This window comes from Pontibacter sp. 13R65, assembly GCF_047525655.1.
GTDB lineage: Bacteria > Bacteroidota > Bacteroidia > Cytophagales > Hymenobacteraceae > Pontibacter.
On sequence record NZ_JBLIQL010000004.1, the window covers coordinates 270,606 to 295,503 of the forward strand.

The following is a 24,898-nucleotide window of genomic DNA, read 5'->3' on the forward strand; positions in this document are numbered from 1 at the left end:
AATTTCTTTCCTTACCTGGCGTTCTATATTTTATAAACTATAAAGCATATCAGAACTGGCCCGACTAAATTAAACTATACAACGGGGTAGGCCCTCATCAAATAAAAATTGTGCCTCTTTGCACTAGGTTTCTATTTTATTCTGGAAGAGAGATAAATTAAAAACCTGCACCCCCTGATTCTTATAAATATGGAAAAGCTCCTGCTTGTATCGCTCCTGTTCCTGGTTACTACTGCTGCCACAGCCCAAAGCAAGGATAAACCTGCTTACCGGCTTTTTTCTAAAGAAGGTAAACCGCTTGAATACAATAAAATGCTGGCTAGCCTGCAGAAGACGCAGGTGGTGCTGTTTGGGGAGCAGCACAACGACCCTATTGCGCATTGGCTGCAGCTGGAAGTGGCAAAAGACCTGAATAAAGCACATCAGGGAAAATTCGCCATTGGGGCAGAAATGTTTGAGGCAGATGTGCAACTGGTACTAAACGAATATCTGGCCGGGCAGGTGCCGGAAAATAACTTTGAGCAGGAGGCCAGGCCGTGGCCCAACTATAAAACAGATTACAAGCCAGTTATTCGGTTTGCCAAAGATAATGGGGTGCCGGTGGTGGCTACCAATGTGCCCAGGCGGTATGCAGCCATGGTATCGGGTGGGGGACTGGTAGCTCTGGAGAAGGTTTCTGATAATGGACAGAGATACTTTGCGCCCTTGCCGGTGGCGGTAGATATGAGCCTGTCGGGTTACAAAAACATGCTCTCCATGTTTGGCAGCAATACCCACGGCAACACCAAGGCCGAGCATATTGTGCAGGCGCAGGCGCTTAAAGATGCCACCATGGCGCATTTTATCTTGCAACAGGTGCAGCAAGAGCACAGGCTACTGCACTTAAACGGTGCCTATCATTCCGATAACTTCGAGGGAATAGGATGGTACCTGAAACAGGCGCAACCTGACCTGGAGGTGCTGACTATTACCACTGTGCTGCAAGACGATTTAAGCAAGTTACAAAAGGAGCATCAGCAAAAGGCAGACTTTATATTGGTGGTGCCCAGCAGTATGACCAGAACTTTTTGACTTTTAGAAAGCAAACTTTGTGAGGAAGCATTAGTGCTGAGTAAAAACAGGAAAGCCCGGCTTTATAGCCGGGCTTTCCTGTTTTTGAAAGAAGGGTTTTTTCTTAGGCGGAGAAAGAAGTACCGCAACCGCAGGTGCTTTTTGCCTGTGGGTTGCTAAAAGTAAAGCCACGTGCATTTAAGCCATCCTGAAAATCTACCTGCATACCGAGCACATACATGGCATGTTTCTTATCCATTATCAGGTTTACGCCATCTACATTATAGATTTCATCTGAGTCTTTTGCCTTGTCGAAGCCTAAAAGATAAGACATGCCGGAGCAGCCGCCGCCCTGCACACCAACACGCAGGCCATATTCTGCTGGTACATTTTTTTCCTGCATTATATTTCTAACCTCAGCCAAAGCTTTATCTGTAAGCGAGATGGGTGCTGTTTTTGTATCTGTTGTCATATTATCTGAAATTATCTGAAGTGCAAATTTATAGAAATATACTAAATAATTTCTTTTCTGAAGTGGCACTCTATGTTAAAGTAAACGTTTGGGGGTAGAAAATGATTCCTGCCAGTTAATTAAAATTTTGCGATATTTAGAACCTTTAGTGTCTGAAACAACATCAGAAAACAGAAAGCATGATGAATTTTATGAGCATATTTTTCTCAATTTTGCCTTTTTTGCTGCTTACTGCAGTAATTGTGTGGTTCCTGATTATGTTGGAGAAACACCTTAAAAATATGCGCCAGATCCGGATGCTGGGTGTGCGACTGAGCAAAGATGCCATTACCTTGCCAGTGCGCCTGCATGCCTATGAGCGGGTGGTGTTACTGCTGGAACGGATAACACCAGCTAACATGCTGCTGCGTGTAAGCAGTCAGGGGCTGACAGCCGCAGAATACCACCAGGTGTTGCTATCCGAAATCCGGAATGAGTTTAACCACAACATGTCGCAGCAAGTGTACATGAGCGATACGGTGTGGCAACAGGTAAAGCAGACCCGCGAAGAAGTGGTAAATCTGGTGAACCGCATGTACCATGAGTTACCTGAAAATTCCCGTGGCACCGACCTTGCCAAGCGTATACTGGAAACTATTCTGGTATCGGATGTAGATCCTACAGCTGCCGCCATACATGCCGTAAAGCAGGAAATGAAGGAAGTTTTCTAAGTTAGAAAGGTAAAAAGTTAAAGAGTTGTGGTTAGTTGTGAGGTACCTTATGCCTTGTGCCTCTAAAAAGCCTCTGCAAGGCCATTTTCATTAGAGTAATTTGATGTAAATATTAGCATCTATGGCTATGAACCGACTTGAAGAAAGAAACAGAAAGTTTTTGACCTACTGGAAAAAGAGGCGGGAGCATAAACGGAAGTATGTTGCCTTGGCAGGAGTTTGGCCACTGTTTATAGCTATATTGGCCTATCTATGGACTATTGACCTTAAATTACCTGATATAGACGTGGTGCAGTTTGGTCTTCAAATAATAGTGTATACTTCTGTAGGTGTGTGGTATGGCCTCTGGTCTTATAAGAAGCATGAGAAAATGTATCAGGAGCTTTTGGCTGCTAAGGATACTGAGCAGGCCTAGCACAATTATTCTGATGAAAATGGCCTTCCAGGGCTTCCAAAGGGCTTACTAAGCTTAGGGCTAGGAGAAGTATATTTACTTGCTCAGAATAGCTTGCCATAAAAACAGAAAGCCAGCAACCTCGATTGCCAGCTTCCTGCCTTATAACTTTTCTATTATCTTAATCTTACCCGATCAATTCCTGCAGCTTGTATACCAGCGCCTGCACCTGGCTTACGGAGTGTGCCGGGAAATTAGCGATCCGGATCTGGCTCTCTTTATAGCTGCCGTACCCACTGCCTACTGCCATATCGAAAGGAGCAAGGCGTTTAATTACATCCGAGGCAGGTATTTTGGTGTTGGCAATAATGGTGGTAACGGAGCGATGGGCTTCTTTTTGTACCGCCACCTCAAAATTTTGGCTCGTTGCTATATAGTCGTAGATTAACTTGGCTTTAGCTTCTGTTTCCTGACGCAGCGTGGCTACACCTTTTTTGTTCATCTCCTCCACCACATGGCCCAGCAGGTAAATGTTCAGCACGTTTGGTGTTTCCGGAGTCTGAAAAGCTTTTGCCTTCGGCAGCAGCGACGGAATGCTGTGGTACGAACCTAAAGAGAGTCCTTTTGCCTGCAGCGCCTCTGCTTTAGCTATGCAACGCTCGTTTAAAATCCAGACACCAAGGCCTGCCGGCAAGCCAAAGCACTTCTGTACCGAAAAATAAACAGAATCTATTTTGCTGTAATCGAAAGCAGGGTGCGGCATCGATGACACTGCGTCTACAAAGAACAGCGGCTCGGGGCCTACTTTCTCTCGAAGCGCGTTAATAGCGGCTACAGGCAGGGAGGCACCAGAACTTGTCTCGTTCTGCACCAGGGCCACCAGCTCGGCAGTGGCAGGCACTTCAATGGTGTCTACTTCAAAACCTTCGCCAAACGGTACCTCGTGTTTGGTAGCTTTTCGCCCCAGTTCCTTCGAAATTTCAAAGAAGCGTTTTGAAAAAGACCCGTTTACTAAATGGAAACTTTCCTGCTCTACAGTGTTCTGAATAGCACGTTCCCAGATTTCGTTGGCCGACGAAAGCAGCAGAATTTCAAAATTATCAGGGAGTTGCAGCAACTCGCGCAAACCTGTAACAGCATGTGCATAAATATCTTTAAACTGCTGACTGCGGTGCGAAATACTTCCGATTTTGTTAGCCATAGCCGCTGCCATATGCTGCGGCACGGTAGGGTAAAGCTCAGAAGGACCGGGTGTAAAAAAGACTTTGTTTGTCATTTTATTTAATGGCTCAATGGCTTAATTGTTAAACGGTTAAACTGTTGATATCAAATAAATTTTGAGGAACAACAATTTAAACATTCAGCAATTCAACCATTATTAGTATAGAATTCTGAACTTGATGGTAGCAGCAATGCTCTTCAACTCGTTAATCAGTTCTTTGTCGTAGGCTTTGTCTATGTCGGTGATTACGTAACCGATTTGCTCGTTCGTTTTAAGGTACTGCCCTAATATGTTTACATGGTTGCTGGCGAGTACGCTGTTGATGCTGGCCAACACGCCCGGCACGTTAGCGTGCAGGTGAATGAGGCGGTGCGCATTGTTAAGCTCCGGCAATTGTATGTTCGGGAAGTTCACGCTTTGGTACGTGTTGCCCGAGTTAATATAGTCCATGATGCGGTTCGGAACAAAGTTCGCAATGTTTTCCTGGGCCTCGCTGGTGCTGCCGCCAATATGCGGTGTCAGGATTACATTGGGTAAGCCTCTCAGCTCACTCACAAACTCTTCATTGTTGGTAGCAGGCTCTTCCGGGAACACATCTACAGCGGCACCTTTTACTTTTCCAGACTTAATGGCATCTACCAGGGCCTGAATATCTACCACATGGCCGCGGCTCAGGTTCAGAAAGATAGCACCCTCTTTCATGGCTGCAAACTCATCCACTCCAAACATATTTTTGTTGTAAGGGCGGCCATCTACGTGCAAGCTCACGATATCGGCAATCTCGAGTAATTGCTTCAGAGAAGTACATTTGCGGGCGTTACCAAGCTGCAGTTTCTCCACAATGTCGTAGTAGTATACCTCCATGCCCATGGCCTCAGCCAGTACAGAGAGTTGAGAACCAATGTTGCCATAACCTACAATGCCGAGCTTTTTGTCGCGAACCTCAAAGCTGCCATGTGCTGACTTGTCCCATTCGCCTCTGTGCATTTTTATGCTCTTCTCGGTAATGTTGCGGTTCAGCATAATAATCTGGCCAATGGCAAGCTCTACTACACTGCGCGTATTGCTGTAAGGGGCGTTAAATACGGCTACACCGGCTTCAGTACAGGCCGGAAGATCGATCTGATTTGTACCGATGCAGAAGGCGCCAACGCACATGAGTTTATTGGCATGCTCCAACACACGCTTGGTAACGTGGGTCTTAGAACGAATGCCGAGAATAGATACATTTTTGATGCGCTCACAAAGTTCGTCTTCGCTCAAGGCTCCAGCCATAATTTCTACCTGGTAACCTTCAAGCTTAAACAGCTCCACTGCTTTCGGGTGGATGTTTTCGAGCAGCAGCACGCTTATACGGTTTTTAGGATAAGAAATAGCCATGGGTAGTTTATTCTGGTAAAGAAACTCATCTAGGCTGGGCGCAATATGTTCGGCCTTGGCCACTACATTGTCGCGGCTGATGTTTTCGGTAAACGCATAGAACTTATTGGCAAGACCGGCTTCTTTGATTTCGTAGTCGGTATAGCCATCTCCAAGCACATACACATCGCCTTCAAGGGCAAGGTTTTCCAGAAGCTTAATTTTCCCTTTGTCCAGGCAGAGCACATTGGTCTCATCAAAACCTATAATGTTGCCATGCTCGTCGTAGGTGAAGGTGTTGGCATAAATGTTTTCTTCTTTTATGCCGTATTCTGTTACAATAGGAGTAATGAATTCTTTAAACCCACTGGAAACAATATAAATGTTGTCGGCAAACTCATCAAAGAATTGCTTGTTACGACTAATAGAAAGCGAAACCTTATTTTTTAAGCGCGCTATAAGTGGGTTCAGGTGCTTCTGATTTGCCCGGAGTAAAGACAAACGTCTGGACAGGCCCGCCGTAAAGGAGCTGTTGCCATCCATGGCACTGTTGGTGATGTTCTTAATTTCTGTCAGGATCTGATCTTTATTCTCATCATCCTGCAGGGTAATTTCTCCTAACTCATCTAATGCTTCTACCTGTGTAAATGTACTGTCGAAATCAATGATGAAGTATTTGTCTTTACTCATAAAAATTAGGCTGTTTCCTTTTTTGTTAAGGGTTATTACAAGCTGCCTTTCCCTGGTTAGTGTGCTCCTGAGGGTGTCGGGAACATGGGTGCCGGTTATGGCAGATATTATTATTAGGCCTAAGGGGCTAATAGGCTGTAAATATAGTAGATAAAAAAATCCGGCTACGAATAATGTGCCGGATTTTTAATAGTAGAACCGAAAATTACCTGCCGAATACCTTAAATAAGGCAAAATGTAAGGTTTTTTAGGATAATAAATCGTAGAAATAATAAATCGGAGTACTTGTTGCGATATTTATACCGATTCGTTTCTTTACTTAATATTTTTACAACAGCGCTAATTGCTCGTCTATAATGGACTGATAGTACGCTTCGTACTCTGGCAGAATCTTATCTACATCAAACTCTTTTGCTCTTGCCAGAGCATTTGCCTTAAAGGTTGCCAGGTTTTCATCTTTTAAAATGGTGAGTGCATTTTTCACCATATCTTCTACATCGCCTACGGCACTTGTAAAGCCTGTTACCCCGTGTATGTTGAGTTCCGGGATACCGCCGGCATTTGAAGAAATGACAGGCACCTCGCAGGCCATAGCCTCAAGAGCAGCCAGCCCAAAGCTCTCTTTTTCTGAAGGCATCAGAAAGAGATCTGCTATAGAGAGCACTTCTTCTACAGCTTCCATTTTGCCTAAAAAACGAACATCGGCACAAATATCCAGTTCGCGGCAGAGCTTCTCCATGCGGGGGCGGTCGGGGCCATCGCCTACCAGCAGTAGTTTAGAAGAAACTTCACGACGTACCTGCGCAAAAATCCTGATTACGTCTTCCACGCGTTTCACCGACCTGAAGTTAGACGTATGCACCAGTAGCTTCTCGTTATTGGGGCTGATGGCCATCCGGAAGTGCTCTTTTTTCTGCCGCTTAAATTTGTCGAGGTTAATAAAGTTTGGAATAACTTTAATGTCTTTCTCAATCTGGAAGTACTCATAGGTCTCTTCCCGCAAGCTGCTCGAAACAGCCGTTACGCCATCTGACTGGTTAATACTAAAGGTTACTACCGGCTCAAAAGATGGGTCTTTGCCAACAAGCGTTATATCGGTGCCATGCAAGGTGGTAATTACCGGAATGTTTACGCCGTGTGTTTTGAGGATTTGCTTGGCCATATAAGCAGCAGAGGCATGCGGAATGGCATAATGCACATGTAGCACATCCAGCTTCTCGAACTTTACAATATCTACCATCTTGCTCGAGAGGGCAAGCTCATAGGGCGCATACTGGAATAGCGGATACGTAGGCACAAACACCTCGTGGTAAAATAGATTCTGGTTAAAAAAGTCGAGTCTTGCCGGCTGACTATAAGTTATAAAATGTACCTGGTGCCCTTTTAGCGCGAGGGCTTTACCGAGCTCTGTGGCTACCACACCGCTTCCTCCAAAGGTAGGATAACAGACAATGCCAATTCTCATAGATGTATTTGGTCTATAAATAACAAAGCGCAGCCATCCGGGCTGCGCTCTTATTAAAAGTGTAAACTATTACGTTTTAGGAACAATGGATCTGTACACCACATCATGTATACGTGTACGGATATTATATTTAACCAGCTTGGTGTTTCCGGCATCAGGGTAAACCCTGTTAGACAGGAACACATAAATAAGCTTGTTCTCAGGATCTACCCAGGTGCAGGTACCGGTGAAGCCAGTATGCCCGAACGTGCTCTTAGAAGCAAGGTCTGATGTTGGTCCGTTTCCATCTGGCTCAGGTTTGTCCCAGCCCAGGCCACGGCGGCTATTAGGTAGTTGTTTTTTAGAAAACTCTGGTACTACGTTGGTATTAAAGTAGTTGTGTCCGCCATACGAGCCGTTCTGCAAGTTCATTTGCATCAGTATGGCCAAGTCGTTTGCATTAGAGAACAGGCCTGCATGGCCTCCTACGCCACCCATCATGGCAGCCCCCTGGTCATGCACTGTTCCCCATATCAGGTTTTTGCGGAAGTAGCTATCGTCTTCAGTAGGAGCAATTACTTCGCGTGGGTGCTTGAGCAGGGGAGTATAGCCCATTGTGCTCAAACCCAGCGGCGTATAAAAGTTCTGATCCATGAACTCGTTCAGTGGCTGGTTGAGCAAGCGCTCCGACATGCGCTTTAGAATATAAAATCCCAGGTCGCTGTATTTGTACTCAAAGGTCTTTTCACCTTTTTTCTTGTGCAGCAAAGGCGAGCGTACAGTCCAGGCCCAAAGTGAGTCTTCCATCGACTTAATAGAATACACGCCTGGTATTACCTCATTCGGGAAAACATCGGTCTGGGTGCTGGCATAAAAGGTTTGGTTCAGTAGTTTTTTTGAATCCAGGGTTTTCTGCCAGTGCGCCAATGTAGACTGAAGACCAGCGTGGTGCGTGAGCAGATCACGAATAATAAGGCCTTCTTTGTTGGTGCCTTTCAGCTCAGGCAGGTAAGTCGATATTTTTTCGTCAAGCTTTATTTTGCCCTGATCCTTTAGGAACATAACAGCCTGCAGAGTAGCGCCAACTTTGGTGATAGAGGCAATGTCGTACACAGTGTTGTTGGTAACAGGCCTTTCTTTTTCGTAGGTAAAGTGGCCATACGATTTATTGAATACGACAGTGCCATCCTTTACCACCAGTACCTGGCAACCTGGCGTTGCAGCATAGGCAATAGCCTCAAGGGCAATATTGTCGATCTGCTGTAGTTTTTTAGAGTCCATGCCTACACTTTCCGGAACACCATACTTCAGGCGATCTATGGCGGGAGTGGTAACGCCCATACCTGCTTTAAGAGTAGCAGAGGCAGTTACAGGCAGCTTGCCGCTAGCCCCCCGAGCCCCGAACAGCACCTGCGGTACAAATAGCTGCGACACAGCATTATCTTCGTAGCCGCATACGAGCCAGTCGCTGCCTTCAAAAAACTTCAGGCTATAGGCATTGCCCATTACAGCAACTACTACCTTTTTATCGGTGCGCTCCTGCAGGAACTTAATAAAAGCACGGGTGCCTACACCTATTCCAAAGTTGTTGGAGGCGGTAAAGTTCATGTTATGGATGCTTACAACCACAACATCGTGGTCGCGGAGCTGTGGAATAATTTTGTAGAAGGCCGAGTCGGGAGCCATCCGGTTTGGAATTACAAAGTTTGTAATAGGCGCATAGTTACTGAGCGTTTTCTGGAAAACGTTATCGGCAGGAGCACCCACGGCCACAGAAGCAATGCTCATGGTGTCAAGGTTGCGGAATGGCAGGAAAGAGTTTTTGTTTTTCACCACTGTAACAGAATGCTCATATAGCTGCTCTTGTACCACTTTGCTCATGGGGCGGTCAATTTCTTCCTGTAGGTTGGCCATTTGCACAGGTTTGTACCTGTTCAGCCCAACCCAATATTTAGCGTGCAGAATTTTACGCACACGCTGGTATACCTCCTCCTCGTTTAGTTGCCCTTTGGCCAGAGCAAGTTTTATTTCTTTGGTAGCAGTGGGCACATCTTCAGAAAAAAGCAGAATATCGTTACCTGCAATAAGTGCTTTTACATCCACTTCGCCAGGCTTATAATATTTGCTTACTCCTTTCATGTTCAAAGCATCGGTAAAAACAAGCCCTTTATACTTCATGCGTTCTTTCAGGAGCGTCGTTACCAGCGGGTAAGAAAGGGTGCTGGCGAGGTTTTTAGTGGAGTCTATCTTAGGCAGGTACAAGTGTGCTACCATTACACCCATTACACCGGCATCAAACGATTTCTTAAACGGGTACAATTCTACCTCGGTGAGGCGCTGTAGGTTGTGGGGTACAATGGGCAGCGCCAGGTGAGAATCGGTATCGGTATCGCCATGACCCGGAAAATGCTTGGCAACGGCAATTACTCCGTGGTCCTGCAGCCCTTTTATGTAGGCAATGCCACGACGGGTAACTTCTTCTTTCGACTCGCCAAAGGAGCGGTTGCCGATGACCGGGTTAGCGGGGTTTACGTTTACGTCCATTACCGGTGAGAAGCTTACGTTCACACCAAGCCGTTTCATTTTAAGCGCAATTTCGCGGCCCATCAGGTACACGTATTTTTCATCGTCGAGGGCACCCAAGGTCATTTGCTTGGCAAAGTTCATGCTACTGTCCAGGCGCATGCTCAGCCCCCACTCGGCATCCATGGCAATGAGCAAGGGCAGTTTAGCCTGCGATTGGTAGCGGTTAGTAAGCGCTGCCTGCCTCACGGGGCCTCCCTGCAGAAACATGAGCCCGCCAATGCCCCAGCGGCTTACCAGTGTGTCGAGCTCACGGTAATGTTTTTCGTCCTTGTTAGAGTAGGCAGCCACCATAAACAATTGCCCCAGGCGCTGGTCTGGGGTAAGGGAGTTAAAGACGCTATCGACCCAGCTTTTCTCCTCTGTGCTCACCACAATATCTTCTGATGGCTTCAGAGCCATCAGCGAGCTCATTCCGAAGAACGCAAGTATCAACAATCCTAAACTGAAACTCTTCAACATCCTATACTGCTATTTATACTGTTGGAACAAGTCGAAATTAAGTCTATTTTTGCAGAAGGCAGCATTTAAAGAATGAAAAAAATGCTGTTCTGCATGAACTGATCAATGAAAAAGTTAAAATCCTGCCTGACATGGCGCAGGCCAGTATTTAGGTGGAGCACGCGAAGCAGAAGCCGCATTGCCACAATTAAAATATAGGTTTTACTGCTTATTTCAAAAACAACAACATCTGAATTTTTCTGCAGGATTGTGATCTTTATTCTTAATCGGTCTGTAAATTAATAATAATTTTAATTCTGAATAAGTTCTGTTTTAGATAAAATTGTCTACACAAAAATCTGGCCGTTTGCGAACAGCCGTTTTTGAAACAGAATATTTTTGGAGAGAAGCTGAGGAACCGGATGCCCGATATCATAAATTTATTGCCTGACTACCTTGCCAACCAGATTGCTGCCGGAGAAGTGGTGCAGCGGCCGGCATCGGTGGTAAAGGAGCTGCTCGAGAATGCTATAGATGCCAATGCCACTACTATTCAGCTTATTGTAAAAGAGGCCGGAAAGCAACTGGTGCAGGTGGTGGATAATGGTTCCGGCATGTCTGAAACAGACGCGCGCATGTGCCTGGAGCGCCACGCTACTTCTAAAATAAGTTCTACAGAAGACCTTTTTTGTATTCGTACAATGGGTTTCAGGGGTGAGGCCATGGCCTCTATTGCAGCCGTTGCACAAGTAGAGCTAAAAACCAAACCTCATGGAGCTGAAGCAGGCACACGTCTGCTGGTAGAGGGATCTGCCTTAGTGTCGCAGGAGCCGGCTGTGGTGCCTGAGGGAACTTCGGTAGCAGTTAAAAACCTGTTTTACAATGTGCCTGCCCGTAGAAACTTCCTGAAATCCAATGCTGTGGAAATGCGCCATATTCTGGATGAGTTTCAGCGGGTGGCGCTGGCTTATCCGCAAGTGAGCATGTCGCTTTTCCATAACGAGGTAGAAGTTTTTAACCTGCCCGCCACCAAGCTCAGCCAGCGCATTGTGGGTATGTTTGGCAACAACTACAAAGAGCAGATGGCCTACTGCGAGGAAGATACCTCTTTTCTGAACGTTCGGGGCTATATCGGAAAACCAGAGTTCGCAAAAAAGACCAGGGGAGAACAATTTTTCTTTGTAAATAATCGCTTTATAAAGAGTGGCTACCTGAACCATGCCGTTATGCGTGCATTTGAGGGGCTGCTCCCCAAAGATAGCCACCCTTTTTATGTGCTCTTTATTGATATTGAGCCCGAAAAGATTGATATAAACGTGCACCCTACCAAAACCGAGATTAAGTTCGAAGATGAGAAAACGGTGTATGCCATTGTGCATGCCGCTGTTAGAAAGGCGCTGGGCACACACAATATTGCTCCCTCCCTCGATTTTGATGGCGATGTAAATTTTGCTCCGTTGCAGCCTATTCGCATTCAGCCTGGTATAAATGAATTTGAAAAGGACTCCGGCTTTTCTGGCTTTAACCCTCCTTCTTCGCCTAAGCGTATGAAGTCGGACGGATGGGAAAGCTTGTACGAGGTGGCGCGCGAGCAGCCAGCAGGAGAGCGACGACAGCAGCCTATGCCTACAGAAAGCCCAGGGCTGCTAGATGATGCTTTTGCACATGTAGCAGCAGCTACTAACAAGACACTGCAGATTCACCAGAAGTACCTGCTGGTGCAGGTAAAGTCGGGGGTGATGATCATAGACCAGCAGGCGGCGCAGGAGCGGATTTTGTATGAAAAATACATCGCCTCTATGCAGAAAAAGACCGGTGCCTCGCAGGCGCTGCTGTTCCCGCAGACTGTAGACCTTTCGCCAGCCGATGCAGTGCTGATAAAGGAGCTGGCGGCTGAGTTTAAGGACATGGGATTCCAGTTTGAGGAGTTTGGCGGTAACACCATTATTCTGAATGGCATACCAGCCGATGTACAGGCTGCTGGCGAGAAGGAGCTGCTGGAAGAGCTGATAGAGCAGTACAAGAACAATGCATCTACTATGAAGCTCGACCGGCGCGAAAACCTGGCACGGGCTATGGCCAAGCGGCTGGCTTCCAGGCTGCCATTCAGGATGTCGGACCTGGAAATGAATTCTCTCGTAGATAAACTTTTTGCCTGCCAGGTGCCTAATTACACTCCCGGCGGACAAAAGACTTTAGTGATTATGGAGCTTGGCCAGCTGCATGATCTGTTTCTGAAAGGCTGATCTTTTAATTTGAAGCGCATAACGCATGTTTAACATAACCCCGATGGTCAGGAACATCCTGATCATTAACGTGGTCGTATTCATACTGCAAGACAGGGTGATCCCAACGGGGCAGTTTGCCTTGTACCATTTCGGCTCCAATAATTTTCAGCCGGTGCAGCTGTTCACTCACATGTTCATGCATGGTGGCTGGACACACCTTTTCAGCAACATGTTCAGTTTGTTTATTTTCGGTCCTTTGCTGGAGCGATTCTGGGGGCCGCAGCGCTTCCTGACCTTTTACCTGATTACAGGCCTGGGTGCCAGTTTGCTGTATTCTGGTGTTAGAGCATATGAGCTGAATGAGTTGCACACCGATACAGTCCGTTATATAGAGGCGCCTTCTCCTGTAGGTTTCAACCAATATATGAACGAGCACCTGGGAGAAGGCGCAGGAAAGGGCTTGGCTGTGGCTTACGCCCGAAATGAAGATAATCCTAGTTACATTGAGAAAAGCAAGGAGCTGGTGCGTGAGGTGTACAATACCATGTTCAACATGCCTTTGGTGGGAGCCTCCGGAGCTGTTTTTGGTATCCTGATGGCCTTTGGTATGCTCTTTCCGAATATGGAGCTGTTCCTCATATTCTTCCCGATGCCGATTAAGGCAAAATATTTTGTGTTGCTCTACGGAGCTTTTGAATTATATTCCGGCTTTAACCGGGTACCAGGCGATAATGTGGCCCACTTTGCGCATCTGGGAGGTATGCTCTTTGCGTATATACTCATAAAACTGTGGCAAAGGAACAATTACCGCGACAACTTTTAAGACCCAATGAATATTCTTGAAGATATAAAACAAGCCTTTCGCCAGCCGAACAATACCCTTAAACAGCTGATTTTAATCAACATCATCGTTTTTGTGGTGCTTATTGTGCTGAGAACGATCCTGGTGCTTGTTAGCAATGCCGGTATTTACAGCATGCTGATGAGCTTTATTGCGCTGCACTCCAGCCTGGTAACTTTTCTTACCCGCCCCTGGACGCTGATTACTTACTTTTTTACCCATGAAGGTTTTTTGCACATTATATTCAACATGCTGAACCTGTACTGGTTTGGGCAGCTTATACGGGAGTATCTGGGCGACAAAAAACTGCTCAGCCTCTATGTGTATGGCGGTATTGCAGGTGGCCTGCTTTACATGCTGAGCTACAACCTGATTCCGTTTTTTGCTGCCAGGGCTTTCGATTCTGTTATGATCGGCGCTTCGGCCAGCGTGCTGGCCATTGTAGTGGGAGCGGCAACGCTGCTGCCAAATTTTACCTTCAACCTGATTTTGATCGGTCCTGTAAGAATTAAATATATTGCGTTGTTCCTGGTAATTTTGTCTATTTCAGGAGCTGTTGGCGATAATGCAGGCGGTAATATTGCCCACCTTGGCGGTGCTGTACTAGGTTGGGTTTTTGTAAAGCAACTGCAGAGTGGCCGCGATCTGGGCCGCCCGCTGCATGCTTTTCTAGACTTTATTACCCGTATTTTTACCCGCCGACCGCATCTAACGGTTACCCACCGCAGGAGCAAAGTTGCTGTGGCAAACGGTGCCAAAGGCATGAAAACGAATGCCTCAGGCAAACCCAGTCAGACAGAAATCGATCTTATTCTCGATAAAATATCCAGCTCCGGTTACGAAAGTCTGTCAAAAGAAGAAAAACAGAAGCTGTTCATGGCCAGTCAGAAAGACTAATCCTTTCCCCGTGATGTTGTATTAAAAACCCTGAGCACAGCGGCCTAAAAGGCTTTCTGTGCTCAGTTTATTTTTGTACTTTTTACTGTAATCGCAATGGCTGTTTTCAGAAATGTTCCGGAGGAGTGGCAGCGGCTAGATTGGATTCTGTTTCAGAACGGATGGGTGAGTCTCTACAAGGCAACAGAATTTCTGATTGCCGATATCAGTTGGCTTAGAAGCCAGCGGTATAGGGTTATCGACTTCAACTGGAGCAAATGGACTGAGGAGCAGGCGGCTTATGCCGATCTCAAAGCAAAATTCCGCCTGCCGGAGGCTTCTGCTCAAACGCCCAGCGCGCTCCGGGTTGCCCTTTCGGAGCAGGATGTGATGGGGGCCGGGCAAGTGATCGTATTGCATCAGTTTCAGGAAGTAGAACAGGAACTGGGGCATCAACTCCTCGATCTTTTAGCCGATAACGCCCGTCTTCACATGCTCCGCGGCGAGCGTATTCTGGTGCTGGCGCAACTAGATTCCTTCGAAACTAGTTATATCACAGCTGGCAAAAGCGCTGTGAGCTGGAACCCGATGGAGTCGCGCTAAATCTGCCGGTAATACATTACTTGCTCTATGTCAGGCCTACTGCTGAAAACCTCTGTTAAGGCTCCGGAAGGCTATTTTTATTAGCAGAATTTATTTGTTGCTAATTTTTAATTGCTGAAAAGGCGGCTGGCTCATAGCCGGATGTAAGACAGTGCAGGTAAAACCTTGCAGCGTGCGCAGTTCCTGCAAGTAATCTGCCAGAGCAGCTGTTAGAAAAAGAGGTCTAGTAGCTACCATCTCAAAAAAAACTCCGGAAGGCCAGATTCATTAGAAAAATTGATTGCTGAGCTGTGACCTGAGGCAATTTTTCTTTTTGCCAACCTCTTGCTTTGTTTTCTGGGGTAGAAATAAGTGTAGGAGGTTCAGTTTCAGCTAACAAGGATGCTTTTTTGTTAAAGTTAGGCTTATAAGTTTAATCCTATCGCTTGTTAGTGTTTATGTTTATAATTGTTTGATTATTAGTTAATAAATTAAGATTTATGTCTTTGCAGGCATTGCTTGGCTGCTCAAAATTATATAAAAGATGTATAAACCTGCTTTCTGGCAAGACTATTTTAGATTTTCGACGTAACTTTGTAATTCTATGGTTTAAGTTATGATTAAAAGTGATAGATCTTTTGAAGAAAATCCAGATGTAGTTTTAATCGGTGCCGGAATCATGAGCGCCACCTTGGGCATGATGTTTAAGGAACTGCAGCCGGATTTAAAAATAGAAGTTTTTGAGAGGCTTGATGTAGCAGCAGCAGAAAGCTCTGATGCCTGGAACAACGCAGGTACTGGCCATGCCGCCTTCTGCGAGTTAAACTACACGCCCCAACGTGCCGACGGATCTGTCGACACAACTAAAGCAGTTAACATAGCGGAGTCTTTTGAGCTATCGAGGCAATTCTGGGCTTACCTGGTGAAGCGCGGTTTTATCAAGCCTGATTTCATTAAAAGCATTCCGCACATGAGCTTTGTGTGGGGGCAAAACAATGTAGACTTCCTCCGCAAGCGCTATGCGACGATGCAGAAATCTGTTCTCTTCCAGGGAATGCAGTATTCTGAAGACTACGATCAACTGACCGCCTGGATGCCGCTTGTGATGGAAGGCCGCAAAAGAACGGAGAAAGTAGCTGCCACCCGCATGGAAATCGGAACGGACGTAAACTTTGGTGCGCTTACGCGTGACTCGTTTAGCCAGCTACACGAAATGCCAGGCGTAAACCTGCATTTTGCGCATGAGGTAAAAAAGCTGAAGAAAGAGGCCGATGGTTTATGGCATGTAAAGGTGAAGGACCTGAACACGGGCAACAAACGTAATGTAACGGCTAAATTCGTATTTATTGGAGCTGGCGGAGGCTCACTGCCATTGCTTATAAAGTCTGGCATTCCGGAAGGAAAAGGCTTTGGCGGGTTCCCGGTAAGCGGACAGTGGCTCAAATGTACAAACCCTGAAATTATTGAGCGCCACCAGGCCAAAGTTTACGGTAAGGCAGCTGTTGGCTCACCGCCCATGTCGGTGCCTCACCTCGATACCAGGGTAATTAATGGCAAGCGGGAGCTGTTGTTTGGTCCTTATGCCGGCTTCACGACCAAATTCCTGAAGAAAGGATCTCTGCTTGACCTGCCTTTGTCTATTAAAACAGGTAATATGCGGCCTATGCTCGTGGCAGGCATCAAAAACATTCCACTTACCAAGTACCTGATCAACCAGGTGCGTCAGTCGCCGGAGGACCGGTTACTGGCCCTGAAAGATTATTTTCCGCATGCTCGCCAGGAAGACTGGGAACTGGAGTATGCCGGGCAACGGGTGCAGGTAATTAAAAAGGACCCTAAACTAGGCGGTGTACTGGAGTTTGGTACAGAAGTAGTAAGTTCTGCCGACGGTAGTATTGCAGCATTGTTGGGAGCCTCTCCAGGAGCTTCTACGGCTGTTTCTATTATGCTGAGTTTAATGGAACGATGCTTCCCCGAAAGGTTCAGATCAGCTGAATGCCAGGCCAAAATAAAGGAAATGATTCCATCTTTCGGAAAATCCCTGGCAAGCAATCCGGAATTGCTCCACGAGATACGCAACTATACCAGCGAAGTGCTGGGGTTAACCAAATTGGAGCCGGTAAACTCATAACAGTAGTTTATTTCAGGCTGCAATTGGCTATAAAAGAAGAGGCGCTTCCGTTAACGGAAGCGCCTCTTCTTTTATAAAATCTGGTCTTTTAACCGAAAGTATTAAGCTTTGGCAGCCGACATTTTATCAAGTGCGTCCATCACTTCCTTTACGTGGCCACGAGATGTTTCCAGAAGTTGTTTCTCGTCTTCGTTCAGTTGCAGTTCTATTACTTTCTCAACGCCGTTTTTGCCAAGAATGACCGGTACACCCAGGTACACGCCATCGATGCCGTATTCACCTTCCAGTTTAATACAAACAGGGAATACGCGGCGCTGGTCGCGCACAATAGCCTCCACCATTTGTGCAGCGGCAGAACCTGGTGCATACCAGGCAGAAGTACCCATAAGTTTTACCAGTTCGCCACCACCGTTTTTGGTGCGGTCTACAATGGCAGTAAGTTTCTCTTCCGAAATAAGCTCCGTTACAGGTATTCCACCCACCGTAGTGTAGCGCGGCAGTGGCACCATGGTGTCGCCGTGGCCCCCCATCAGTACTGCCTGTATGTCTTTTGGCGAAACATTCAGTTCCTCAGCCAGAAAAGCTCTGTAGCGGGCTGTGTCCAGAATACCGGCCATGCCAATTACGCGGTTACGCGGGAACTTAGAGGTAATGTGCGCAGCATAAGTCATTACGTCGAGCGGGTTCGATACCACAATGATGATGGCATTAGGAGAGTGCTTTACCACGTTCTCGGTTACCGATTGCACAATGCCAGCGTTTGTGGAAATAAGATCATCTCTGGTCATTCCAGGCTTGCGCGGAAGCCCGGAGGTAATTACGACAACATCAGAGTCAGCAGTGCGGGTGTAATCGTTTGTTACGCCGACTGTGCGTGTGTCGTATAGATTTATAGGCGACTTTTGCCAGATATCAAGTGCCTTGCCCTCAGCAAAACCTTCTCTAATATCCAATAGAACTACTTCGTTCGCTATTTCGCGGTAAGCCAACACATCAGCGCATGTTGCTCCAACGTTTCCGGCTCCAACTACGGTTACTTTCATTGCAGGATATACTTTATTTGGGTTTGAGATTCAATTAACTATGGTAAAAATATAAAAACTATTCACATTTGAGGCAAATAAAAGAAGTTTCTTTCCGGGAGTTCTTTCGGCCACCGGAATAACTAGCACTCGTAAACCGCAGGATCTGTTAAAGGGCAACCACTTTAGTGCTGGTTAGCTTATCGTGCAGGTATTTAGAAAGGTAAGCAGGGGCCGTTATAAGCAGCCGGATAGCCCAGGCCACAATGGTAAAGGGCCTGGTAAAATAGCGGATGGAGGCGCACTTAAACGAAATGCGATCTCCGGTGGTGGAGGTTACCTTCAGGCCCAGCAGGTACTTGCCTAAGGTTGCCTGCCAGGGCGCACTCTCGGCTCCGGCAAAGTACAGCCAGCCCAGCAGTACATGAAGCAATCGTTCCGGTTTGAAGAACAAAGCAGATTCATCGCTGCTAATCGTATAGTAATCGGCCAGACCAATAATTGTGAAAAGCAGCAGACAGTCGATTAACAGCGCCACAACACGTGATCCTGCGTCTGCCGTTCGGGGTTTGTGGCTGGAGTTGTTGTAAACGAGCTGCATAAGGGGTTAGATAAAATGAAGCTGTGAGTTTAGCGTCTTCTTTTATACTGCCAGCAGGCAAACGGGTTGCAGGTTATTTCGAATTCTTCTTCAGCCGAAAAGCGCAAGCTGCTGCTCTGGTTTTAACACTCCTTCGTGCCGGAGTAACCACTCTTTGCGCCAGAGGCCGCCGGCATAGCCAGTCAGGCTCCCATCGCTGCCTATAACTCTGTGGCAGGGCACTACAATACACAATGGATTTTTACCGTTTGCAGCACCAACCGCCCTAATGGCTTTTTCTCCGGAAGTAGCTCTGGCTACCTGCAGGTAAGAGGCTGTTTTACCATACGGAATGGTTTGGAGGTGCTGCCATACCTGCTGCTGAAAAGCAGTGCCAGCAGGGGCAAGGGGCAAGTCGAACTGCTGCCGCTCTCCATTGAAATACTGTACGAGTTGGTTTACACACCCTTGCATACAGGCCGGCAATTCAGTCGTTCCTGGAGCTTCTGCCTCTGTAAATAGCACCGATATTATGCCCTGCGATGTGCCTGTTATTCTTATCCAGCCCAACGGTGAGTGGTAGGAGGTGGTATAAACTGTTGCTTCCATACAGGCAAGATAGTGCTTTTTACCAGAACAAAAAGCCGGGGCCAAGGGCCTGGTACTGGTGAACATTTAAACAGTCAGGGAGTAAGAGGGGAGTCGCTGCTATGCTGTGAATTTCTGATCGGATAATGCAGCCCCTTACTTTTGTATGCGCAAAAAGCCTCCGGAAAGGCCATTTCATTAGAATAATTCGCACTACTTAGCCAGTCCTTGCAAAACCATTTAACCTGAGGCATTGCCTGCAAGAGCAACGGCCATTGGTGTGTTCCAACAGCCTGTTGCAAGGTTGGTTGTTGCTGTTAATTTTTTGCGATGGTTTTTTCGACTGGTGTAAATTTCTCTATTTTACTGGCTTTTGGCTCAACGGTCATCAGGTATCTGTAGATTGCCCGCAGGTCGTTTTCTTCCATGCCGCCGTACATGCTCCAGGGCATAATGGTATTAAAGGAGCCTTCATCGAGGGTGGTGGCCATGGCTTCGGGGCTGGCAGCGTCTTTAAAGCGTTTTACAAAGGCCTCTTCTGTCCAGGAGCCAATACCTGTGTTTTTGTCAGGAGTAATGTTGGCAGAGCGCAATACGCCATTTGGCATTTTGAATTCCATGCCACCGGCAAACTCCATGCCTTCTATGGGAGTACCTTTTTCACGGGGCGTATGGCAGTCGGCGCAGGCACCAATGGTAGTAAGGTATTTACCTTTAGATTCGATACTGTTCAGGGCTGTTTCCGGAGTAGGTGTGTTGTTGGCTGGCATGGTGCGCAAAATCAGGTTCATAGGGAAATCTGCTTTAGAGGCAGGTACTTCATTTTTAATAGGAGGGAGCGTGCGTATGTAAGCAATAAGAGCACGAACATCAGCATCTGTCATTTTGCCGTACGACTGGTAAGGCATCACCGGAAAAAAGGGTTCTCCGTTTCGGCTCACGCCTGTAGTAATGGCGCGATATATTTCGCCGTCCGTCCAGTTGCCAATCCCTGTTTGTGGATCTGAGGTAATGTTGCGGGCGTAGAAGGTTCCCGGAAAGCCCATTTCCTGGTTGAACTGTTCGCCTCCTTTACCTTCTGTATGTGGTTTAACAGGTCCTGAGAACCGCGTCCAATCGCGTTCCGAGTGGCAATCGATGCAGACAGTTACATGGTTTGCCAGGTACTTGCCACGTGCCACCAAGGCCGATGTTTTGTCGACAGTGAGTGCCGGGGCAGGATCTACGTTCGGTAAGGCAAACCGTACATACAGCACACCCGCAGCAGCTACAACCACCAGAGCAACTAATGTAAATCCAATAATCTTAAATACTTTTTTCATAGAGTAGGCGAAATAAATACATACTTATATAGACTTATTATATTGGCAGATTTGAAATTATTTATTATCTAATTTCAAAAAAAAATATAATATATACAAGTAAACGAGCCTCTTTAGTAGTATAAATTTATGTGTTATAACCTTGATAATCAGATATAAACAACAAAAGCCGCAGGAGGAGGTCCTCTGCGGCTTTGAGTATGATGTAAGATGGTTTATTGAAAGGTATCCTGACTGTCTACTACTTTCACATCTTTTATATTTAGCTGGTAATTGGCAATTATGTTGTCTTCAGCTACTACCTCTTCGGGCAGGCCTTCTTTTACGAGGTTAGAGTAGCTCATAGGCGAAGGAGTGTTCTTGCGGAGTGCCTCTGCCAGCGGCTCCGCCTCACTATCGTCTGTTACAATGGTTACAAAGATGTTATTTACCTGCCAGTATTTTTTTATGGTGTTGTTTACATCGTCTACCGTCAGTTTTTCCAGTAGTGCATCCATTTCCTGCAGGTAATCTTCACGGCCATAGAACTTAGAGTCCATCAGGAAGCCAAGCTGTTTTTCCTCTGTCTGGATGTAAAGCTTCATGTAGGAGCGTAGAAATTTACGCGTCAGTTCAAAGTCTTCGGGTGTCATGCCGTTCCGGATCAGGTTATCAACTTCCCTGATGGCCAGGCGCAGGGCAAAGTGCGCGTGTCCCACAGTTACATCTTTCAGCTCGGGGTATTGCTTGCGTAGTCCTTCGGCAATCTGCACCGGTCGAATCCAGAGGGCAAAGTAGTTAGAGGTGCGGGGAACGCCCGGGTTTGGGAGCATGTTGCTGCCGCCATTGTCGTACCACTCTATATAGGAGTAGTCGCCGTAGTTCATGGATCGGGTGCTTCGGATTTTGTCGTAGAGCTTGCCGTAGCTTTTACGGTGCTCGCCCAGGTATGAGTTGGCCACCATCAGGGCTGCAAATTCGTCGGCAGTGCGGGTAATCGGCATCGGAGATCCTGTAAAGATAGCGGAGCCAAGGGCATCACTCTTTTTAATAATCTCTACCTGGATACCATTGGGCTGGTTAGGTCGGCCTGCTGCCGGTAGGTTTGGCCGTGTGTCGGGTAGCTGGGCTACATCCTGTTTCAGCTGGTTTAAAAATTCGGAGCTGTAGTTACCGGCAATGCCGAGCATTACATTATGGCGCGTAAAGAAATTGCGATAATGATTCTTCACATCTTCCAGTGTAATGTTTTTTACGCCTGCTGAGGTTCCTTCCGGTGTGTGCTGGTAATTGGTGCCCCTGAACAAAAGGTCTTCGAGCGCCTTTTTGCTGTACTCTTCATCGGAAGAGGCCCGGATAACTTGGTCTACATAATTCTGCTGGTTCGATATAACACGCTTAAAGTCTTCTTCGGCAAAGGCAGGCGTCAGGATGATGCCACGCACTACTTCGTAAAATTCCTTCAGAAAATCCTGGTGCACGGCAAAGGTCATGGTGGTTACTTCTTTGTCTACATGCACCCCGTAGTGGGCAGCCATGGGGTAGAGCTTATCTTTGATCTGGGCCTGGGTAAGGGTTTGGGTACCGCTCTCTGTCAGAAGCTGGGCGGTGGTGTAGGTGAGGCCTTCCTTGCCTGCAGGATCAGACACAGAGCCATTTTTGAACATCAGTTTTATGATTACCTTGTTCGATTCTGGACGCTGCAGCTCCACTACTTTATCAGGGCCAAATGCCAGGTTGGCATCGTAGGTGCGCGGCGATGAGAAAGTAGTAGTACCTGGTGCAGGAGTGGCCGGTGTAGCCTTGGTTTGTGTTGCCTGAGGTTGTTTAGCGCAGGAAAAAGCCGCAAAAACAACCGGAACAATATAGGCAGCTAATTTTTTTATGCTATAGCTCATTATAATAATGACTGAATTAGTGATTGAGTGGATGAGTGAATAATCTAGGGTTGTGATCTGGAATAATACCAGGCTATTTTATTCAATAGTCTTTATAATCATTTCCGGAGGCGATTACTTTACAGGAGATTTTTCGGATGGAGAAATGGTGCCCACGGTCAGGGTTTGGCTTGTGAAATACTTCTTAGCCACTTCCATCAGGTCTTTGGCCGTAATGGAGTCGTAGAGGCTGTAGGTGTTGTTCAGCGATTCGGGGTCGCCGCTGAGCCAGATAAAACGTGCCAGTGAGTTGGCTATGGCATCGGGGCTGTCCATGCTCATGGCGAAACCGTATTTAATGCGCGACTTGGTTTCCTCTATCTTGCGGCTTCCTATGGGCTTGGTTTTAGCAGCGTTCAGCGCCCGTGTCAGCTCGTTTTTTACATACTGCAGGTCTTCGGGTTTCGCTACAGAAGCCGAAATAGTAATAAGGTTTGGGTCGCGGGTAAATTGGGCATTGCCACCTATAAAGCGTGCCTTCTGCTCGTTTACCACGAGCTTGCGGTAGAGGTCGGAGTTTTCGGCAAACAAGATAGTGGTCAGAATGTGCAGCGCAGGCAGGTCTTTGTTTTTATCGGAGAAGGCGGGGCCTTTGTAGTTCAGGCTCAGGTAAGGCGGAAAACCTGCTTGCTTTACATGTGCGTAGCGCGTGCTGGTCTGCTTTGGTTCTGTTGGTATTTTAGGCACATAGCTGCCGCGTTTCCAGCTGCCAAAGTATTGTTCCGACAAGGCATTCACGCGCTCCGGCGTTACATCGCCCACCACAATAATGGTTGTGTACTCGGGGCGGTAAAAACGATCGAAAAACTCTAACGAGTAATCGTACTGGTTTGGCATATCTACCACATCTTCAAAAAAGCCCATGGTGGTGTGGGCGTAAGTATGTTTGGTAAAGGCGGTGCTAACGGTTTTTTCGTAGAGCTGCTGGTAGGGGCTGGCAGAGTTTTTCGTGTATTCGCCTTTTACAGCTCCGGCTTCTGTTTTAAAGTCGTGCACCGAGTACTGCAGGTTCTGAAAACGATCGGCTTCCAGTTCAAACATTTTGTCGAGCATTTCGCCATTGCCCGTCATGTGGTAAAGTGTGCGGTCCAGGGAGGTGTTGGCGTTGGCAGAGGCTCCCATGGCCTTCATTATATCGCTGTAGGCTTCAGTGGGGTACTTTTCGGTGCCGCGGAACATCATGTGCTCAAAAAAGTGCGCAAAGCCGGTTTTGCCTTGCTCTACCTCCTCCCGCGAGCCGGCTCTTACCAGTAGGTAAAATGCCGCTAGGCCGGGGCTGTTATAGGGTACCGTTACAATGTTGAGGCCGTTGTCCAGTTTCTTCTGGTGGATTGGGTAAGGCAGGATTTTCGTGTTTGTGCTGGTCTGTGCAACTACTGCCGGAGCAGCAAAGGCCAGGAGCAGCAGCATGGCGAGCAATCTACATTTCATAAAGCTGTAAAATTAGATGTTAGTTAGGGTTATGCTTTGGTTTAAGGCTATAAAAGTAGCAAATGTTGTACTCAATTTGCTACGGTTAAGATGCGGGTTCTGTTAAGTGCCAGTTCCAGAAGGGTGTTTTCTTCTGGATAATATAATTCTTACTGATTGTGATGTGGTTGCTTTGTAAGCATGGGATACTTCGTAGTGTGTGTAGCTTCTGCGAGCGTCTGGGAAAAGCAGTTCGAGGCTTGAGAATACTAGTTCCGGAGATAGTCTAGTGTCTAGCAGCTAACATTACCAAAATGCCTCCGGAAGGGCTTTTCCATTCGAATAAATTCATTTATTCGACAGTTGATGCGATACCGAATCCTCTTTTTATGTCAATCTCTTTTTGTCATCCTGAAAGGATCTTGTGGGCCAGGGGCAAAATCATTGACAGATCAGGGTTTAAGTTCGCATAGTAGCTTTTTCGCTGTGATAGCGGAATTGAGTTGTGGCATTGCTGGAGTCTTTGTTCTTTTTGTCTTGATACAAAAAGAACCAAAAAAAACAAGACGATTTTGTCTAAAGGGGCCCCTGCACCCAATACCTTCAGCTTAAGGATTTAAACCGTCATCCCGAGCTTGCCGAGGGAACTATCAAGTAAAAGACGGTACGAAATAGATTCTTCGACAAGCACAGAATGACCTGATGTTTTGCTTAAGTTGACGGCATTGCCCCCTGCACCCCCACTCGCTGAACGCTCTTTAAAGAGGGCCCCTTCCCCCAACAAAAAAATGTCAAATGGTGCACATGGCTCAGGTGTTCTCACTGTAGCCTCCTGCCGCAATAGAATAGCTACGGTACATTTGTACTTAACCTATAATTGGTGTCATCAGATGAATCTGTTAAATCCGTGATTATTAAATTATGCTAATGATTTTGGCCTTCCGGAGGGTTTTTTGAATCAAAACGTCCAGGGCTTTGCCTGATATTAGCTCCTCTGGTAAAACAGCCATAATTTTTAATTTCTTATTTTTAATTAG

At 46.7% G+C, this 24,898-nt stretch carries 19 protein-coding genes; 8 read left to right on the plus strand and 11 right to left on the minus strand.

The window, feature by feature from the left end; genetic code table 11:
* Positions 1–189 precede the first annotated feature (189 nt).
* Positions 190–1,071: a ChaN family lipoprotein gene (locus ACMA1I_RS07200; RefSeq protein WP_337067621.1), complete on the plus strand. Its 882-nt coding sequence runs from the start codon at positions 190–192 to the stop codon at positions 1,069–1,071.
* 103 nt (positions 1,072–1,174) lie between these two features.
* On the opposite strand, the gene ACMA1I_RS07205 is transcribed toward ACMA1I_RS07200, so the two are convergent.
* On the minus strand, positions 1,175–1,522 hold the full coding sequence (locus tag ACMA1I_RS07205) for an iron-sulfur cluster assembly accessory protein (RefSeq protein ID WP_337067622.1): 348 nt from the start codon (positions 1,520–1,522) through the stop codon (positions 1,175–1,177).
* Between the two features lie 179 nt (positions 1,523–1,701).
* Here ACMA1I_RS07205 and ACMA1I_RS07210 point away from each other — a divergent pair, with 179 nt between their 5' ends.
* Positions 1,702–2,232 carry a hypothetical protein gene (locus ACMA1I_RS07210; RefSeq protein WP_337067623.1) on the plus strand — a complete coding sequence of 177 codons (531 nt, stop codon included), beginning with the start codon at positions 1,702–1,704 and terminating at the stop codon, positions 2,230–2,232.
* A 127-nt stretch (positions 2,233–2,359) separates the two neighbouring features.
* On the plus strand, positions 2,360–2,647 hold the full coding sequence (locus ACMA1I_RS07215) for a hypothetical protein (protein WP_337067624.1): 288 nt from the start codon (positions 2,360–2,362) through the stop codon (positions 2,645–2,647).
* A 166-nt stretch (positions 2,648–2,813) separates the two neighbouring features.
* Here the strand turns inward: ACMA1I_RS07215 and ACMA1I_RS07220 are convergent, their stop codons facing one another.
* The 4 genes from ACMA1I_RS07220 to ACMA1I_RS07235 form a co-directional block, all read right to left on the minus strand.
* On the minus strand, positions 2,814–3,902 hold the full coding sequence (locus tag ACMA1I_RS07220; RefSeq protein ID WP_337067625.1) for an aminotransferase class V-fold PLP-dependent enzyme: 1,089 nt from the start codon (positions 3,900–3,902) through the stop codon (positions 2,814–2,816).
* A 102-nt stretch (positions 3,903–4,004) separates the two neighbouring features.
* On the minus strand, positions 4,005–5,897 hold the full coding sequence (gene serA, locus ACMA1I_RS07225) for a phosphoglycerate dehydrogenase (protein WP_337067626.1): 1,893 nt from the start codon (positions 5,895–5,897) through the stop codon (positions 4,005–4,007).
* A gap of 328 nt (positions 5,898–6,225) precedes the next feature.
* Positions 6,226–7,362, minus strand: a complete 1,137-nt coding sequence (gene bshA / locus ACMA1I_RS07230) for an N-acetyl-alpha-D-glucosaminyl L-malate synthase BshA (RefSeq protein WP_337067627.1) — start codon at positions 7,360–7,362, stop codon at positions 6,226–6,228.
* Between the two features lie 69 nt (positions 7,363–7,431).
* Positions 7,432–10,386, minus strand: a complete 2,955-nt coding sequence (locus ACMA1I_RS07235; RefSeq protein WP_414703879.1) for a glycoside hydrolase family 3 N-terminal domain-containing protein — start codon at positions 10,384–10,386, stop codon at positions 7,432–7,434.
* Between the two features lie 401 nt (positions 10,387–10,787).
* Between ACMA1I_RS07235 and mutL the strand changes: the two genes are divergently transcribed.
* From mutL to ACMA1I_RS07260, 5 genes are all read left to right on the plus strand, one after another.
* Positions 10,788–12,611, plus strand: a complete 1,824-nt coding sequence (mutL, locus tag ACMA1I_RS07240) for a DNA mismatch repair endonuclease MutL (RefSeq protein ID WP_337067712.1) — start codon at positions 10,788–10,790, stop codon at positions 12,609–12,611.
* Positions 12,612–12,636: 25 nt separating this feature from the next.
* A complete protein-coding gene (locus ACMA1I_RS07245) occupies positions 12,637–13,416 on the plus strand; it encodes a rhomboid family intramembrane serine protease (RefSeq protein WP_337067629.1) in 780 nt (259 codons plus the stop codon).
* 6 nt (positions 13,417–13,422) lie between these two features.
* A complete protein-coding gene (locus ACMA1I_RS07250) occupies positions 13,423–14,331 on the plus strand; it encodes a rhomboid family intramembrane serine protease (RefSeq protein WP_337067630.1) in 909 nt (302 codons plus the stop codon).
* Between the two features lie 96 nt (positions 14,332–14,427).
* A complete protein-coding gene (locus ACMA1I_RS07255; protein ID WP_337067631.1) occupies positions 14,428–14,913 on the plus strand; it encodes a hypothetical protein in 486 nt (161 codons plus the stop codon).
* 595 nt (positions 14,914–15,508) lie between these two features.
* Positions 15,509–17,023 carry a malate:quinone oxidoreductase gene (locus ACMA1I_RS07260; RefSeq protein WP_337067632.1) on the plus strand — a complete coding sequence of 505 codons (1,515 nt, stop codon included), beginning with the start codon at positions 15,509–15,511 and terminating at the stop codon, positions 17,021–17,023.
* Positions 17,024–17,124: 101 nt separating this feature from the next.
* Here the strand turns inward: ACMA1I_RS07260 and mdh are convergent, their stop codons facing one another.
* The 6 genes from mdh to ACMA1I_RS07290 form a co-directional block, all read right to left on the minus strand.
* Positions 17,125–18,066 (minus strand): malate dehydrogenase, encoded by a 942-nt coding sequence (gene mdh, locus ACMA1I_RS07265; protein ID WP_337067633.1) that lies wholly within the window; start codon positions 18,064–18,066, stop codon positions 17,125–17,127.
* Positions 18,067–18,214: 148 nt separating this feature from the next.
* Positions 18,215–18,646 (minus strand): RDD family protein, encoded by a 432-nt coding sequence (locus tag ACMA1I_RS07270; RefSeq protein WP_337067634.1) that lies wholly within the window; start codon positions 18,644–18,646, stop codon positions 18,215–18,217.
* Between the two features lie 90 nt (positions 18,647–18,736).
* Positions 18,737–19,234 carry a methylated-DNA--[protein]-cysteine S-methyltransferase gene (locus tag ACMA1I_RS07275; protein ID WP_337067635.1) on the minus strand — a complete coding sequence of 166 codons (498 nt, stop codon included), beginning with the start codon at positions 19,232–19,234 and terminating at the stop codon, positions 18,737–18,739.
* Positions 19,235–19,530: 296 nt separating this feature from the next.
* Entirely contained in the window at positions 19,531–20,535 is a 1,005-nt protein-coding gene (locus tag ACMA1I_RS07280) for a cytochrome c (protein ID WP_337067636.1), read from the minus strand.
* A 215-nt stretch (positions 20,536–20,750) separates the two neighbouring features.
* Positions 20,751–22,412: a M16 family metallopeptidase gene (locus ACMA1I_RS07285; RefSeq protein ID WP_337067637.1), complete on the minus strand. Its 1,662-nt coding sequence runs from the start codon at positions 22,410–22,412 to the stop codon at positions 20,751–20,753.
* Positions 22,413–22,526: 114 nt separating this feature from the next.
* Complete coding sequence (locus tag ACMA1I_RS07290; protein ID WP_337067638.1) at positions 22,527–23,882, minus strand: pitrilysin family protein; 1,356 nt, start codon at positions 23,880–23,882, stop codon at positions 22,527–22,529.
* Positions 23,883–24,898 lie beyond the last annotated feature (1,016 nt).

Coding starts and splice junctions, on each gene's coding strand:
- ACMA1I_RS07205 (WP_337067622.1), bottom strand. CDS start 1,522: ATGACAACAGATACAAAAACAGCACCCATCTCGCTTACAGATAAAGCT.
- ACMA1I_RS07250 (WP_337067630.1), top strand. CDS start 13,423: ATGAATATTCTTGAAGATATAAAACAAGCCTTTCGCCAGCCGAACAAT.
- serA (WP_337067626.1), bottom strand. CDS start 5,897: ATGAGTAAAGACAAATACTTCATCATTGATTTCGACAGTACATTTACA.
- ACMA1I_RS07200 (WP_337067621.1), top strand. CDS start 190: ATGGAAAAGCTCCTGCTTGTATCGCTCCTGTTCCTGGTTACTACTGCT.
- bshA (WP_337067627.1), bottom strand. CDS start 7,362: ATGAGAATTGGCATTGTCTGTTATCCTACCTTTGGAGGAAGCGGTGTG.
- ACMA1I_RS07245 (WP_337067629.1), top strand. CDS start 12,637: ATGTTTAACATAACCCCGATGGTCAGGAACATCCTGATCATTAACGTG.
- ACMA1I_RS07290 (WP_337067638.1), bottom strand. CDS start 23,882: ATGAAATGTAGATTGCTCGCCATGCTGCTGCTCCTGGCCTTTGCTGCT.
- ACMA1I_RS07215 (WP_337067624.1), top strand. CDS start 2,360: ATGAACCGACTTGAAGAAAGAAACAGAAAGTTTTTGACCTACTGGAAA.
- ACMA1I_RS07210 (WP_337067623.1), top strand. CDS start 1,702: ATGATGAATTTTATGAGCATATTTTTCTCAATTTTGCCTTTTTTGCTG.
- mdh (WP_337067633.1), bottom strand. CDS start 18,066: ATGAAAGTAACCGTAGTTGGAGCCGGAAACGTTGGAGCAACATGCGCT.
- ACMA1I_RS07270 (WP_337067634.1), bottom strand. CDS start 18,646: ATGCAGCTCGTTTACAACAACTCCAGCCACAAACCCCGAACGGCAGAC.
- mutL (WP_337067712.1), top strand. CDS start 10,788: ATGCCCGATATCATAAATTTATTGCCTGACTACCTTGCCAACCAGATT.
- ACMA1I_RS07235 (WP_414703879.1), bottom strand. CDS start 10,386: ATGTTGAAGAGTTTCAGTTTAGGATTGTTGATACTTGCGTTCTTCGGA.
- ACMA1I_RS07285 (WP_337067637.1), bottom strand. CDS start 22,412: ATGAGCTATAGCATAAAAAAATTAGCTGCCTATATTGTTCCGGTTGTT.
- ACMA1I_RS07260 (WP_337067632.1), top strand. CDS start 15,509: ATGATTAAAAGTGATAGATCTTTTGAAGAAAATCCAGATGTAGTTTTA.
- ACMA1I_RS07220 (WP_337067625.1), bottom strand. CDS start 3,902: ATGACAAACAAAGTCTTTTTTACACCCGGTCCTTCTGAGCTTTACCCT.
- ACMA1I_RS07280 (WP_337067636.1), bottom strand. CDS start 20,535: ATGAAAAAAGTATTTAAGATTATTGGATTTACATTAGTTGCTCTGGTG.
- ACMA1I_RS07255 (WP_337067631.1), top strand. CDS start 14,428: ATGGCTGTTTTCAGAAATGTTCCGGAGGAGTGGCAGCGGCTAGATTGG.
- ACMA1I_RS07275 (WP_337067635.1), bottom strand. CDS start 19,234: ATGGAAGCAACAGTTTATACCACCTCCTACCACTCACCGTTGGGCTGG.